Here is a 14340-nt window from a genome sequence, read left to right on the forward strand (position 1 = left end):
GCAGCATCGACATCGGGCACATTGTTGCCTCATTCGAAGCTCTTCGCGGGATGGCCGATGCCGTGTTGGTCGAGGGCGTCGGCGGCTTTTGCGTACCGCTCGGGCCGCACAGCGACACCGCACCATTGCTCGGCGTCATCCCGTCGCATTGCACACCCGAACAGGCGGCTAAACTGATCAGCTTGCCCGAGTGAATCCGGGTCAGGCCAGAAAAACGTGATGAGGCGACTTGGTTCATGCCGCTTGAATCCGAATCGGATCGAATGGCGAAGTGGGTGAATTCCACACTCGCCACACTCGCCGCGAATGGACAGCGAACTTGGAAAGCGGCCATAATGCACCGATAGTTACGCCAGCCATCCCATGAAATTTCTGTTTGATCTCTTCCCTGTCATCCTCTTTTTCATCGCCTTCAAGTATGGCGACATCTTTGTCGCGACCGGGGTGGCAATCGCCGCCACATTCGTGCAGATCGGCTGGGTCTGGTTCAGGCATCGAAAAGTCGACAACATGCTCTGGGTCAGCCTCGGCATCATCACGGTGTTTGGTGGAATGACACTGATTTTTCACGATGAAACCTTCATCAAATGGAAACCGACGGTCCTCTACTGGGCGTTTGCATTGACGCTGATTGTCAGCGCGCTTGTTTTCAGAAAGAACCTGATTCGTACGCTGCTCACTGAACAGATGAAACTCCCCGACGCCGTCTGGGATCAGGTCAACTGGTCGTGGGCAGGCTTTTTCATATTTATGGGATTCGCCAATCTCGCGGTCGCATTCGCCTTCAATTTTTCGACTGACGACTGGGTCAACTTCAAGCTTTTCGGCGGTGTCGGGCTGATGCTCGTTTTCGTCATCGCCCAGGGACTGGTTTTGTCAAAATACATTGAGGAGGAAAAATAATGCTCTATGCCATTGTCGGTGAAGACCGGCCGGATTCACTCACTGCCCGACTTCAGGCCCGGCCGGCGCATGTTGAGCGCCTGAAAGTGCTGCAAGAACAGGGCCGGCTGATTCTGGCGGGCCCATTTCCTGCCATTGACTCGCCGGACCCCGGCCCGGCAGGTTTTTCCGGGAGTCTGATTGTTGCTGAGTTCACCTCGCTGGCTGCCGCCCAGACCTGGGCCGATGCCGATCCCTATATGGCCAGCGGTGTATACGTCCGGGTAACGGTCAAACCCTTCAACAAGGCACTGCCCGCGTGAGCGAAACCAATCCGGATAGAGCTTCTGACGGTTTTGAATCCGTTCTGCGCGAACGTCTGGCCGGATTAAAGCCGCTTCGCCTGGAACTGATCGATGATTCGGCGAAGCATGCCGGGCATCAGGGCGCCAAAGGTGGCGGTGGGCACTACCGACTGCTCATTGTCTCGGACGCGTTCTCCGGAAAACCGACCCTGAGCCGGCATCGGCTCGTATATGACGCCCTGGGCGAACTGATGCGTAGTAAAATTCATGCGCTGAGCATCCAGTCCATTGCTCCGGAAGAGGCACAATAAGATCACCCCGTTTACTCTTATAAGAAGAAACCCTATCCTACCCGATTCAAATCTGACAGAAGGAATACGACACATGTTGAATCTCTCGAAACTTGCGGCTGCCCTGCTGTTTGGCGCAATGATATCGGCATCGGCGGTAGCCGCCGGCAAAGCCTTTGTCACGGTCAACGGAGTTGCCGTTTCACAGACTCTGGCCGATGCGCTGATGGCCGAACAGAAAGCAAAGGGCGCTCCCGACTCGCCGGAACTGAAGAATGCGGTGCGTGAAGAACTGATCCGACGCGAGCTGGTTGCCCAAGAGGCGAAGAAGGCTGGTCTCGAGAAGAAACCGGACATCGCCGTACAGGCCGACGCCGCGCGTCAGGGTGTTTTCATTCGTGCCTATATCATCGAATACGTGAAGAAAAACCCGATCAGTGACGCAGAGTTGAAGGCGGAATACGAGGCGATCAAGGCCAAGCTCGGCAACACCGAGTACAAGGCTCGCCACATCCTGGTCAAGAACGAAGAGGACGCCAAAGTCATCATTGTCAATCTCAAGAAGGGCGCCAAGTTCGAAGAACTTGCCAAGCAGTCGATTGACCCCGGCTCCAAAGACAATGGCGGCGATCTGGGCTGGGCCAGTGCCGGCAACTTCGTCAAGCCGTTCAGCGATGCACTTACCAGTCTGAGCAAGGGCAAATACACCGAAGCCCCGGTCAAGTCGGAGTTTGGCTACCATGTCATCCTGCTTGAAGACAGCCGCCCCTTGAATGTACCGCCTTTTGACGAAATCAAGCCGCGCCTGGCCCAGCAAGCGCAGGCACAACAGATCAACAAGATGGTCGACGGCCTGCGTTCAAAGGCCAAGATCGAGTAACCCTCAGGGTCGAAAACTGAACGCCGGTGAGGCCGCAAGCCTCCCGGCGTTTTTTTGCGCCTCCGCAAAGTCGCTCCTTCGCCTGGAAATTGACTTGGCATCAAATCAACTTGGGGTGACAATGAGCCAGCGCTATTCCTTGACCATTCGATGATCAAACCTCGAACATTTCTCAACCGCAGGCAGCCATGCAACTGATCGTCCTCCGACTTGTTCTTAGCTGCCTTCTGATGTTTACAGGCAGCGTGCACGCCGACGATGAGGCGGATGATTTTTTCGCCCGCGACTCCACGGCTGCCGCTGCGTTGGAAAAGCAGATTGCGATGGCGCCGCCTGACGACAATTCCCCGCAGGAGTTGTGCGTATTCCTGCACAAGCGCGGTGATGCCTATCGACGGTTGGGCCGCTACCAACAATCGCTGACCGATCTGAGGCTGGCATTGGACATGAAGCAAGCGGCTTCGCCGGAACTGTGGTGCGACCGATGGAGACTGCAGGGTGATATTCATGGCTCAATATATTCTTCCGGAGACTGGCTGCAACTCGCTGATTACGCACTGACCGTCAGCGACGAATACAAGAACAGCAACAAATGGCACTACTTTTCGAGTCTGCTATGGAATGTCGATGCGCAATTGAACCTGGCCAGACTGCGCCAGGCAGAAGAATCCTTTCAGCGTGCCGGGCAATTGATCCCGGCCTTGCGTCAAAGCCGGGCGTGGGCCACCTACGGCGCCAACCAGATGGGCCGCTACAGCTCTTATGCGGCAAAGATGCAGGCCCTACGCGGCAACCTAGTGGAATCCGAAAGGTTCCGCAGGCAGGCGCTGGACTACGCCCAGCAATTCCTCGACGCGACTTCGGCCAATCGTCCGGCCGATCACCTCGACAACCGCTTGGCGGCTAACGCGTTGATCCAACGCAAGCGCCAACTCGCCGGCATACTCTCCGCACAAGGCAAAACCGGTGAAGCCGAGATACTTGCGCGTCAGGCGCTTCAGCAAACCCTCGCGCGATCAGGCAGGAATACGCTGGCGGTGTCGGCTTCGTACCGCATGCTCGGGCACGTCAAACTGCAGCAGGGTCAGATTGACGAAGCGTTGCGTCTGCAGGAACGGGCGCTCGATACGCTCTTGCATTCAGACACGCGCTCCTATTCCACGGCGTTATCCGACCAGCGCGCTCAAATCGGCTTCCTGCTCGGTGTCCAGGGCCGCTGGGCGGAGGCGTTGACGGTCTATGAAGAACGCGACCAGGGGTTGAGAAGCAACGCCGCGCAGTTTGCCAGTTCGGGATCCAACAACATCACCTGGGCAATGGCCCTGCTCAAGCGCCAGCGCGCTCCAGAGGCCGAGAAGATGCTACGTGCGATCATCAACTGGAATCTCCGGAAACCCTTCGTCGACCCGCTCTATCTGGCCTACCTGCACGGCTATCTTGGCGTGGTTCTGGTCGATGCTGGCAAGAACGATGACGCCCTGGCCGAGTTCCGCGAAGCGTTTCCGGTTTTGATTCGCCAGGCCGACAGCGACAATAGCTCGGAGAATGGCGGCTTCGTGCGCCCCTACCGGTTGCGGCTGATTGCCGATGGCTATCTGGAACTGCTGTCCCGGATGTCCGCCGCGAGAACGGAGCAGACCGGTTTCGATCCGGCTGCCGAAGCGTTTCAGGTTGCCGAAGTAGCACGTGGATCGAGCGTTCAACTGGCGATTGCCAGCAGTGCCGCCCGTGCGTCGCTGCCCGATGCGGCGCTGGCCGATCTGGCGCGACGCGAGCAGGACACGGCCAATCAGATCAGTGCATTGAATAATCTGCTGATTCGCCTCGCATCCGAGTCCGAGTCGAATCGCCTCGACAAGACCATTGCCGACATCCGTAAAGACGTGAGCCAGCTGGACGCTCAGCGGACTCAATTGCGCAAGGAACTGGCCGAACGGTTTCCAGCCTATGCCGAGTTGGTTTTGCCGAAACCGCCAACGCCAGCGAGTGTCCAGAAGGTGCTGCACCCCAACGAAGCCGCCGTCGCCTTCTACGTCGCCGAAAAACAAACTTACGTCTGGACAATCACCCCAACGCGCACAGCATTCCGCGCAGTTCCCATGACGCGTCAGCAGGTCGATCAACACATAGCCGCTTTGCGCCGCGCGTTCGACCTGACCGGTGCTGCCCTGATTCCGTTCGACGGGGCCGCGGCCAGCAGCCTCTACGCCGCGCTGCTGGCCCCGGACGACGCCTTGTGGTCCGATGTCCGGATACTGAACGTGGTTCCGCACGGCTCGCTCGGGCAGCTCCCGTTCGCGGTTCTTCTGACGTCGGGAACTGCCGATGCAAACGCCAGCAATCTGGCCGATCGACCCTGGCTGACGAAGAAGGTGGCGCTGGCACAGCAGCCTTCGGCAGGAACGCTGATCGCACTGCGCGGCCAGGGGCGTATCGCGGCACAACGCCAAGCCTTCGTCGGATTCGGCGACCCGCTATTCCACACACAAACGGGCAGGCATGCCACCGGAACCCGTTCGGTGCGCAATCTCTCGGTCTTACCGTCGCGCACCCCGGAAGCGCTCCCCGATACTGATGGTTCGGCACTCCTTCGCGGCTTTGCTCAACTGCCCCTGCTGCCCGACACGGCCGAAGAACTGAACGATATCGGCAAGACCCTGGGTGCCAACCCGAAGTCTGATATTTTTCTTGGCAAGAAGGCGACCGAACAAAACGTCAAGAGCAGTGATCTCGCGGCGTATCGCGTCGTCGCATTCGCGACCCACGGCCTGATTCCTGGCGAACTGCGCGGACTCGATCAGCCCAGTCTGGCGATGGCCAACCCGGCGCTAACCGATGACAAGAACAACGACGGCTTCCTGACCATGAGCGAGGTGCTCGGCATCAAGCTTGATGCCGACTGGGTCGTTCTCTCGGCGTGCAACACGGCCAGCGGCGACGGCAAAAATGAGGAAGCGGTATCCGGCCTCGGGCGGGCCTTTTTCTTCGCGGGTTCGCGCCGCCTGCTGGTCTCCTACTGGCCGGTCGAAACGGTTTCGGCGCGATTGCTGACTACCGAACTGTTCAAGCGCCTCAGCGGAAAACCGGACGAATCAAAGGCTGAAGCGCTACGCCATTCGATGCTGCAACTGATGGCAATGTCCAAAGAGTATGGTCATCCGGCCTTCTGGGCGCCGTTCGGCTTGATCGGAGAGGCCGGGAAGTAGGAAGCTGAGCAACACGCTTCGTCAGACGTGTCTGTCGGTCAGCGGGTACGCTTCGGGCGAGCCAGATCGTCGCGGCCGCCAGCATAGCGCTCCAGGGCACTCTTGACTTCATGCGGCAGCATGAACCAGGTCATCAGGCTGGACCCGGCACAGATTAGCCAGAACATCAGAAAGCCGATCGAGTAGGTCGCCATCGCCGGCAGTTCAACCGGCTGGCCGAGCAAATAGAGTTGCTGCGGATCGATTGCCGTAAAGAAAACGATCTCTGCAATTCCGGCCGCGATAAATGCCGGCCAGAGTACCCAGATAATGTGTTTCATTGCGCGCCCCAAAAAATAAAGCCACCAAAATGTTACAACGTTCTTCGAGTTGCCGACAGCAAAAAGGTTCTCCCTGCCTTGTCAGCCTGTCTATTCGCTTACCGGCTGTTTTTCCAGCGCGCTTTCGGTGTGCATTGCCGGGATGAGTGCCGGTGTCCGCCACATCACCAGACTCAGTCCCGACGCGCCGATGATCAGCATGCCCATGATCGCCGGCATGTCGGGCAACTGGCCAAAAACAGCATAGCCGAGCAGCATGGCCCAGATCAACTGGACGTAGAGCAGCGGCGAAAGCGTCGAGGCGGGTGCCTCGCGGAAGGCACGGATCAGCAGAAAATGGCCGATGCCGCCGTAGAACCCGAGCGAGGAAATGAGCAGGATATGCCACAGGCCCGGCAGTTCACCTCCCCAGTATTCCGGCATGAACAACGACATCGAAAGCGTGCCGACCAGCGCCGTATGGAAGAGCAGCCGCATCGGAGGTTCGCTAGCCAACAGTTTGCGGGTGAGAATCTGGTAGAGGGCGTAGCAAAGCGCGCCGCCGAGCGCGTAGATGACACCGATGCCGACCATTGCGCCGCCCGGCCGGGCGATCAGCAGCACGCCGCAAAATCCCGCCAACGTTGCCAGCCAGCCTTTCAACTGCATCTTCTCGCCGAGCATCGGGCCTGCCAGCAACGCAACGAGCAGCGGCGTGACGAATACAATCGCGGTCGTTTCGGCCAGCGGCAAGGTGCGAAACGCAAGCTGCACAAGCAGAGTCACACCAACCAGCATGAGCGCGCGAAAAGTCATCAACAGTGGGCGTCGCGTGACTACTATCTCGCGTCCCATGCCGGGTGCAATGGTTATCAGCATGACGACCAGATGAACGAAATACCGCGCCCAGACGAGCAGTGGTACGGCAAAAAAAGCGGTCAGGTACTTCGCTGTGGCATCGAGTGCGGCGAAAAGAAAGATGGCCGTGAGAAACAGGAAGACGCCGTGTGCGGCGTGATGTTGCCTAAGCTGCACCAGAGATCCATGCGTTGAGACAGCCACGCGCGCTGTCGATCAATTCGCCGGCGGTTAGACCGACCGGGCCGGAGCCCTGGGCGACAAGACAGTCGGCGGCGCAACCGTGCAGATGCACGGCAGCCAACAGTGCTTCCAATGCTGGCCAGCCCTGGGCGAGCAAGGCGGTGATCATGCCGGTGAGCACGTCGCCGCTGCCCGCTGTAGCCAGTCCCGGATTGCCGCTGGTGTTGATGAACCATGCGTCTTCAGGCGAGGCCACGACAGTGCCGCAGCCCTTGAGCGCTACCAGTGCGTTGAATCGAGTGGACAGTTCGAGCGCGGCGCCGATGCGGTCGGCCTGAACGACGGCCACGTCGCAGTCGAGCAAGCGCGCCGCTTCGGCCGGGTGCGGCGTAAGCACGGTCGGCGCGACAGACGGGTTGCGCGTAGCCAGCGCCACGTGCAGCTCGCCCTCCGCAGCAACGAGGTTGAGCGCATCGGCGTCGAGCACTAGCGGCAGATCCAGTGCGCAAGCCTTTTCGAGCAACACGCGCGCCTCGTGGCTGGTACCCATGCCCGGCCCGCAGGCCAGCGCCGTGAGCCCGCTGCCAATCAATTTCTCAGGCGTGCGCAGCATCAGTTCGAGCTGCTGCGCATCAAGCGCCGGCGCATGCTTGTCGATCAGGCCGACATAGACCCGGCCACTGCCCAGGCGTAGCGCCGCGCGGGCAGCGAGCAACGCGGCACCGACCATTGTCGGTGCCCCGCCGAGAATGCCGGCGTCGCCATGGCTGCCCTTGTGACAGTTATGCGGGCGCGCTTTCAACTGCGCCGAAAACAATTCGCGGCCTACGCTGCGCCCTGCTGCCGGCATGATGCTCTGCGCATCGAGGTCGAGTGGAGCGACCGACACTTCTCCGCAATGATCGGGGCCGTCGCCGGTGAACAGTCCGGGCTTGCCGCCAATGAAGGTAATCGTGTGACTGGCAAGGATTGTTGCGCCGCTTAGCTTCCCGGTGTCGGCGTCGAGGCCGCTCGGGCAGTCAAGCGCCAGCAGCGGGCAACCGTCACGGATAGCCAGCGCGTTAACGTTGTGGATGAGACCGGCATAAGGCTCGACGATTTCGCGTTTGAGGCCGATACCGAACAGACCGTCGACGATGAGCGACCAGCGCGGGCCTTCGAAGATCGCCGGCAATGCAGAATGAGTAATCCCGCCCGCTTCGACAAAGCGCTGGTGGGCAGCCGCTGCGTCCGGCGGCAGACCCTTTGCGTTGCCGAGAAAGACCGTGTATGGGTCGAAAAAGCGCTCACGCAACAGACGCGCTACTTCAAAAGCATCGCCACCGTTATTGCCGGGACCCGCGAGGACAAGGATCGCCGCGCCGCGATCACCACCAATCATCATGGCGAGCTTGGCTGCCGCGTAACCTGCCCTTTGCATCAACGGCTGGTCTGCCGCTGCGGCTTCGATGCGGCGAAGATCAGCAGCGCGGTAGAGCGGTAGTGAAGTCATGGTCGACGCCCCTCGTTACATCAGGATGATAGGGCCAGATCACGGGTTCCTCGGCAATCCGTGATCCGGGCGATGCAGGAACGGGACCAGCGCTCGCAAAATATCTCAGGGCACGCCGCGGTCACTCAATTGAGATCGGCATCCTTGAAGAATTTTGTGCCCGACACGGTGAGTGTGGCGGAGAGCCCGGTCTCCGTCAGTTGGTAGAGAAAAACGCCTGGCGCGACCGAAGCGGCACCGGAAAACATACCGCCCTGACCATCGGCCATAGCGGAAAGATTGGCTTGTCCACCGAATTCCCAGCCCTGGTCGACGAAATTACGCAGTGCCTGTTCTTGGGTAAAAACAAAAACAAGGCGATTCTTGTTCACACCGAATCCCAGCCCCCCTTGCACCTGAACCATCTTCATGAAGGTCTGGCGACCGGTTTCCCGGTTGACAACCATCCCTTTACCCGTCGTGCCGCCGGCAAAAAAGAGCTTGATGCCGAAGGTACTGAACACGGCATAACCCGCCGAATGCTCGATGGCGCGTCGCGCGCTCGGCGCGATTTCGTACAAGGAAGCAAGCGCATCCTCTTTCATTTCACGAACCTGATGGCGGGCCTGGATAATCTTTCCTTCGTTTGGAGCACCTTCGGGCAGAACATTTTCAGCATCCTTCAACGGATCCCAGGACCACTCGGCAGCGGCCGCAGGCAAAGCCGTGCAAAGGAGTCCGGCAAGCAGTCCGCTCAACAGCAGACGCGACGCGCATTTCGGGTTGGCTTTCATTTCTTGGCTCTCAAAAAAGTAGTGCATCTAAAAAAACAACTTCAGCCATTCTAAACTCGATCTATCGCCAAATTCCGCTTCTGTCGGCTATCGCTGCAGAATCCGGCCAAGTAATCAACACAGCATGCACGGCTTGTCGGTCTCAACTACTTTGGTTCCTTCTGCGGGCAGTTTGCGTCGTAGGTCACCTGCATCTGGCGCAGTTTGAGTATGCCGTAGAAAACGACGATTACCATGGAAATGACCAATATCGAAACCAGAGCTTTTTCCAGGGTGAAGTTCCCGTTGCGGTTTGCGACTGTGCTCATGACGATAAAACCGAGAATGCCGATATTGATAATCCAGTTGGCCTGCTTTGACACAACATAGTGCAGGGTGCCGAAGCCGGCAAGCTGATAAAGCATGAACGGCAGAATCGCCATTGCCGGAAGCAACTCAGAGGCGCCCAGTGAAACGTCGACTGCGCCGGGGGCAAGCGTATGTAGCAACTTGCTGTTCGCCAATTCATGGAACAAGGAAGGTATGGCACACAGGATCGGCACCACGGCGAGCAACTCGATGACCAGCGAGCCGCTCCAGGTACCGATTCTTGATGAATGGTCAGCGCCTGCAGCCGATGAATACGTACCGACGAAAAGTCCACCGACTATCGCCGAAACACTGGCAAGCATCAGCAGCTCCACCGAGACGCCGAAGCCCGTCGGGTCACCCGACTTGATCAGCAGTAGCGCCAGGAAGCCCGGCGTGTAGAACATCACACGCACCAGCTTCGCCCAGACGCGCACGTCGCGCTCCGGAGGCATGATGGGGAGTGGTCGCCCATCGGTTCCGATCGTTTGCCGGTCTTTCGACATTTCTAGAATCCTTTCTGTGATTGCGATTTGTGAGTGACGAGAACATTAACACGCCGTATCAGTACTGGAAAAGAGCAGCAAGAGATGAACCGCTTTGCATAGCTGCTGCGGGGTCATCTCCACAACATGACCCGTCTCTACGACTTGGAGAAGCCGATAGGAATCTTGCCTGGTGCCGCCTCAATTGTGCTGAACACACGTTCGATCAACCGTAGCCACCACGCACCTTGCCGCGAAACACCCAGTACACGCCGATGGTATAGATGGCGACCACCGGCAGCACCACGATGCCGCCATAGAACAGGAAGCGCAGCGAGACATCCGGCGCGGCGGCGTTGCCCACGGTGATGGCGTAAGGCACCATGTACGGCCAGAACATCACCCCCAGGGTCAGAAACGCGGCCACGAAGAACAGCGCCGTGCATGCAAACGGCAAGGCATCGCGCCGTGCGCGCACCCCCCATGCAGCCGCCAGCAACGCTGCCACGCCGAACGCAGGAAAGACCCAGCCCCAGGTGCGATCGGCCAGGTGGCCCTGTGCCACCGCGCCGGCATCGACATTCAGCACGGTGGCGAAGGCCGCGGCGATAATCGTGAAGACGATGGCCACCAGCCAGCCGATGCGCGCATAGGCCCAGTCGCGCAGCGCGCCGTCGCTCTTGAGGACGATCCAGCCGGCGCCGAGCAGCGCATAGCCAAACACCAGGCCGATGCCGGTGAGCACTGCAAACGGATGCAGCCAGTCGAACGAACCGCCGACGTATTGGCCGTCGGCAACGCGGATGCCACGCATCATCGCGCCCACCGCCGCGCCCTGCACGAAGGCGACGACGATCGAGCCGATGAAAAATCCCCAGTCCCACAGCCAGCGCAAGCGCTGGCTTCGGTAGCGGAACTCGAATGCGACGCCGCGGAAGATCAGACCGAACAGCAGCAGCAACACCGGGATGTAGAATGCGCCCAGGAAGGCCGCATAGACTGTCGGAAAGGTGGCGAAAAGCCCGGCGCCGACGATCACCAGCCAGGTCTCGTTGCCGTCCCAGAACGGAGCGATGGTATTCATCATCGATGCGCGCTTGGCCTCGTCGGCGGTGGTGCCGAAGAGAATGCCCACGCCCAGATCGAAGCCGTCGAGGATCACATAGACCATGATCGCCAAGGCGATCACACAGGCCCAGAACAGCGCCAGGTCGCTGGGTTGAAGATCGCTCATGGCTCCTGCCCCCCGGTGCGGCCAGTGGCGGTGTCGGGATGCCCGGCAAAGGCCAGCGGCCGATTGCCGGTGGCGCTGCCAGCAGGCAAGGAATTCGCGTCCGCACTCGGGCCGTCACGCAGCAGGCAGTAGATGTAGTACAGCCCGAAGCTGTACACCACGGCATAGACCAGCACATACCCGGCCAGCGAAAACGCCACGTCACCGGTCGTCAGCGACGGTGTGACCGCGTCCTTGGTACGCAACAAGCCATAGACGACCCAGGGCTGACGGCCGACTTCTGCGGTGTACCAGCCGGTGAGCACCGCGATGAACCCGGTCGGAAAAGACAGGTAGGTGCACCACAGGAACCAGCGCTTCGTTTCGAGCGTGCCGCGCCAACGCAGAAGGTTGCCGAACCATGACACGGCGAGCATCACCAGACCCATGCCGACCATGATGCGAAAACCAAAGAACGGGATCAGCACCGGCGGTCGATCTTCCTTGGGGAAGGATTCGAGCCCGACCTCGGCCGAGGTCCAGTTGCCCGATGCGATCATGCTGCCGAGTTTGGGCACGGTGATCGCGAACAGGTTGCGCTCGTTCGCCTCGTCGGGCCAGGCGATCAGCACCTCGCTGGCCGGCTGCTCGTTCTTCCAGCGCGCTTCGATGGCGGCGAACTTGGCCGGTTGGTGCTTCAGAACATAGAGACCCGTCAGGTGGCCGACGTACAACTGCACCGGAATCAGCAGCGCCACCAGCGCCAGTCCCCAATGCAGCATCACCCGGCCTTCGTCGCGGTGCACATTGCGCAGTGTGTACCAGGCGCCGGTGGCGGCGACGCACATGGCGCTGGTCAGGAAGGCCGCCAGCAACATGTGCGGCCAGCGCACCATCTGCACCGGGCCAAGCACAATCTGCATCCAGTCGGCAGGCACGATCTTGCCGTCGATGATTTCGTGACCCAGCGGCACCTGCATCCAGCTATTGTTGGCCAGGATCCAGAATGACGAGAACATGGTGCCCAGTGAAACCATGCAGCAAGCGACGAAGTAGGAACGCGGCGACACGCGCTCGCGCCCGAGCAGCATCACGCCGAAGAAGGTGGCTTCGAGCAGAAAGGCCGTGAAGCCTTCGTAACCGAGCAATGGCCCCTGGATCGCGCCGGTCTTCGCCGCCAGCACGCTCCAGTTGGTACCGAACTGGAAGGCCATGACGATGCCGGAGACCACACCCATGCCGAAGGACACCGCGAAGACCTTGAGCCAGAAGTCGAAGACGCGCCGGTACAGGGCGTTGCCGGTAAACAACCGTGCACCTTCGATGGTCGCCAGCCACGCCGCCAGGCCGATGGTGAAAGCCGGAAAGATAATGTGGAAGCTGATGACGAACGCGAACTGGATTCGCGACAGGATGACGGGGTCAAGTTGCATTGCCGATTCCTCTTTACCGGTCGAGGAGCATGATCCGGGATTCGGGCCAGTCGTTTGCGCACTTCACTATACTGGTCTTGTGCCGTCTTCTCTGTCTTTTTGGAGATTTCCCTGCGCACAGAACGCCGATTCCGTTTGATTGACGGTCTGAATCACCCTGGAGCGTTGGCCCTGAGCGAAACAGACGGAGTCCGTCGAGTAAGCCGACCGAACTCTTGCGCACTGGGGAATCCCGGGGGGCAACATCTCGGGCGCTACCGCCACTGGCCCTCGCTGCCGCCAGGGCCACCGGCAGCATCGTCACGCGATCCTTCGCGCCCTTGCCGTCACGAATCAAAATCTCGTTGCGGCCAAAATCCACATCCTTCACCCGCAGGCGCACGCCCTCCATCAGCCGCATGCCCGTGCCGTAAAGCAGGCGCGCCATCAGCCCATGAGTTCCGACCATCCGATCCAGCACCGCGCGCACCTCGGCAGGCGTGGGTACCACCGGCAAACGCTGCGAAGGCTTGGCGCGCGTCACGTTGTTGAGCCACGGCAGGGCGATCTCCAGCACTTCACGATAAAGAAATAGCAGCGCCGACAGCGCCTGGTTCTGCGTGGAGGCCGATACCCGCCCGTTCACGGCCAGATTGCTCAAAAACGCCTCGACCTCGCCAGCGCCCATGTCAAGCGGATGTCGCTTGCCGTGGAAGAGAATGAAGCGCTTTACCCAAAAAACATATTGCGTTTCGGTGCGAATGCTGTAGTGTTTCACTCGAATGCGTGCCCGGACTTGATCGAGGAATTTGGGCGCGGCATTGGCAACAGGCGTCTCGGAAGGTGCCAGATCTGGAAGTCCAGTCGATGAATGATTTATTTACAATAGCTTGGAGTCACAATCTTCGGGGTAGACACAGAATGTGGCCAGAATATACACCGATTTGTGTGTTCACTTTACGTTAGGGGCGATTCACCGATCATGCAGCCTTACCGCAGCAAGGAGTGGGCGAAGTTCCGGAGCGAGGTAATTCGTCTCGACGGAAATGAATGCACCGTCTGCGGCCGAGCTACGTCTGATGGGGTTGTCCTTCAGGTCCACCACAAGCAATACTTCCCCGGCCGCCCGCCCTGGGATTACCCGTATGACGCCTGCGAAACCATTTGCCGCGGGTGCCATGCAGCCGCCCACGGTCTTATCCCGCCTAAGTTTGGCTGGGAGCACGCGGGCTGGGATGATCTTGGCGACCTCACCGGAACTTGTGAATGCTGTGGTACTTCAATTCGTTATACCTTTCTCGTCCAGCATCCCGACTGGCGCCCAATGGAAGTTGGCGAAATCTGCTGTGACCATTTAACGTCGTCACAGTTGGCAAGCAACCTCATGGAGTCAAAGCGCAGGTATGCTGGCCGCCTGAAGCGATTTGTGTCGTCGTCTCGCTGGTGCGTACTTCCGGGCGACATTCATCGTATCACGCAAAAACGACTAACCGTCGAGATTGTCCCTGTCGGGACTGCCTTTAAGCTTCGCGTCAACACTCGAATGGGGAAGAAGGTATTCCCAAGCGCCCTAGATGCCAAAGCAAATGTATTCGAACTTATCGAGCAAGGTACTCTGCATGCATACATTAGCAAGCAAGTGTCACATCGCCCCTAACGATTAAGGTTAGATCGTGATCGCGAAGCGAGCCACGATCTGAACCGGTTGTTGGAC

The 14340-nt window shown here is 59.4% G+C and carries 13 protein-coding genes and 1 pseudogene; 6 read left to right on the plus strand and 8 right to left on the minus strand.

The genetic code is table 11. The features are described from left to right. The 6 genes and pseudogenes from PROAA_RS16945 to PROAA_RS16970 form a co-directional block, all read left to right on the plus strand. Positions 1–194 (plus strand): annotated as a pseudogene (locus PROAA_RS16945) (hypothetical protein); the annotation flags it as partial. 169 nt (positions 195–363) lie between these two features. Beyond that, positions 364–903: a septation protein A gene (locus PROAA_RS16950; protein ID WP_186412479.1), complete on the plus strand. Its 540-nt coding sequence runs from the start codon at positions 364–366 to the stop codon at positions 901–903. After that, positions 903–1205 carry a YciI family protein gene (locus PROAA_RS16955; RefSeq protein ID WP_186412480.1) on the plus strand — a complete coding sequence of 101 codons (303 nt, stop codon included), beginning with the start codon at positions 903–905 and terminating at the stop codon, positions 1203–1205. Before PROAA_RS16950 ends, PROAA_RS16955 begins: the two co-directional genes overlap by 1 nt. After that, the gene (locus PROAA_RS16960) at positions 1202–1498 is read left to right on the plus strand and encodes a BolA family protein (protein WP_186412481.1); all 297 of its coding nucleotides are present in this window, start codon (positions 1202–1204) and stop codon (positions 1496–1498) included. The genes PROAA_RS16955 and PROAA_RS16960 overlap by 4 nt, the downstream gene beginning before the upstream one ends. 73 nt (positions 1499–1571) lie before the next feature. After that, the gene (locus tag PROAA_RS16965) at positions 1572–2357 is read left to right on the plus strand and encodes a peptidylprolyl isomerase (protein ID WP_186412482.1); all 786 of its coding nucleotides are present in this window, start codon (positions 1572–1574) and stop codon (positions 2355–2357) included. A gap of 188 nt (positions 2358–2545) precedes the next feature. Beyond that, positions 2546–5563 carry a CHAT domain-containing protein gene (locus PROAA_RS16970; protein ID WP_186412483.1) on the plus strand — a complete coding sequence of 1006 codons (3018 nt, stop codon included), beginning with the start codon at positions 2546–2548 and terminating at the stop codon, positions 5561–5563. A gap of 38 nt (positions 5564–5601) precedes the next feature. Here PROAA_RS16970 and PROAA_RS16975 read toward each other — a convergent pair whose 3' ends face one another. From PROAA_RS16975 to PROAA_RS17010, 8 genes are all read right to left on the minus strand, one after another. Continuing rightward, on the minus strand, positions 5602–5883 hold the full coding sequence (locus tag PROAA_RS16975; protein ID WP_245664325.1) for a hypothetical protein: 282 nt from the start codon (positions 5881–5883) through the stop codon (positions 5602–5604). Between the two features lie 90 nt (positions 5884–5973). Then, positions 5974–6897, minus strand: coding sequence for a DMT family transporter (locus tag PROAA_RS16980; protein WP_245664326.1), 924 nt, complete (start codon positions 6895–6897; stop codon positions 5974–5976). Further along, on the minus strand, positions 6887–8395 hold the full coding sequence (locus PROAA_RS16985; RefSeq protein ID WP_186412484.1) for an NAD(P)H-hydrate dehydratase: 1509 nt from the start codon (positions 8393–8395) through the stop codon (positions 6887–6889). Before PROAA_RS16985 ends, PROAA_RS16980 begins: the two co-directional genes overlap by 11 nt. A gap of 125 nt (positions 8396–8520) precedes the next feature. After that, entirely contained in the window at positions 8521–9168 is a 648-nt protein-coding gene (locus PROAA_RS16990; RefSeq protein ID WP_186412485.1) for a lipid-binding SYLF domain-containing protein, read from the minus strand. A gap of 146 nt (positions 9169–9314) precedes the next feature. Further along, positions 9315–10022 (minus strand): hypothetical protein, encoded by a 708-nt coding sequence (locus PROAA_RS16995; protein ID WP_186412486.1) that lies wholly within the window; start codon positions 10020–10022, stop codon positions 9315–9317. Positions 10023–10227: 205 nt separating this feature from the next. Continuing rightward, the gene (gene cydB / locus PROAA_RS17000) at positions 10228–11235 is read right to left on the minus strand and encodes a cytochrome d ubiquinol oxidase subunit II (RefSeq protein WP_186412487.1); all 1008 of its coding nucleotides are present in this window, start codon (positions 11233–11235) and stop codon (positions 10228–10230) included. Beyond that, a complete protein-coding gene (locus tag PROAA_RS17005) occupies positions 11232–12647 on the minus strand; it encodes a cytochrome ubiquinol oxidase subunit I (protein ID WP_186412488.1) in 1416 nt (471 codons plus the stop codon). The genes cydB and PROAA_RS17005 overlap by 4 nt, the downstream gene beginning before the upstream one ends. 13 nt (positions 12648–12660) lie before the next feature. Then, on the minus strand, positions 12661–13506 hold the full coding sequence (locus PROAA_RS17010; protein ID WP_425394030.1) for a phage integrase N-terminal SAM-like domain-containing protein: 846 nt from the start codon (positions 13504–13506) through the stop codon (positions 12661–12663). Between the last annotated feature and the right edge of the window lie 834 nt (positions 13507–14340).

The sequence above is a fragment of the Candidatus Propionivibrio aalborgensis genome, from assembly GCF_900089945.1.
GTDB classification, from domain to species: Bacteria; Pseudomonadota; Gammaproteobacteria; order Burkholderiales; family Rhodocyclaceae; genus Propionivibrio; species Propionivibrio aalborgensis.

Coding starts and splice junctions, on each gene's coding strand:
- cydB (WP_186412487.1), bottom strand. CDS start 11,235: ATGAGCGATCTTCAACCCAGCGACCTGGCGCTGTTCTGGGCCTGTGTG.
- PROAA_RS16990 (WP_186412485.1), bottom strand. CDS start 9,168: ATGAAAGCCAACCCGAAATGCGCGTCGCGTCTGCTGTTGAGCGGACTG.
- PROAA_RS16975 (WP_245664325.1), bottom strand. CDS start 5,883: ATGAAACACATTATCTGGGTACTCTGGCCGGCATTTATCGCGGCCGGA.
- PROAA_RS17005 (WP_186412488.1), bottom strand. CDS start 12,647: ATGCAACTTGACCCCGTCATCCTGTCGCGAATCCAGTTCGCGTTCGTC.
- PROAA_RS16965 (WP_186412482.1), top strand. CDS start 1,572: ATGTTGAATCTCTCGAAACTTGCGGCTGCCCTGCTGTTTGGCGCAATG.
- PROAA_RS16955 (WP_186412480.1), top strand. CDS start 903: ATGCTCTATGCCATTGTCGGTGAAGACCGGCCGGATTCACTCACTGCC.
- PROAA_RS16995 (WP_186412486.1), bottom strand. CDS start 10,022: ATGTCGAAAGACCGGCAAACGATCGGAACCGATGGGCGACCACTCCCC.
- PROAA_RS16985 (WP_186412484.1), bottom strand. CDS start 8,395: ATGACTTCACTACCGCTCTACCGCGCTGCTGATCTTCGCCGCATCGAA.
- PROAA_RS16950 (WP_186412479.1), top strand. CDS start 364: ATGAAATTTCTGTTTGATCTCTTCCCTGTCATCCTCTTTTTCATCGCC.
- PROAA_RS16970 (WP_186412483.1), top strand. CDS start 2,546: ATGCAACTGATCGTCCTCCGACTTGTTCTTAGCTGCCTTCTGATGTTT.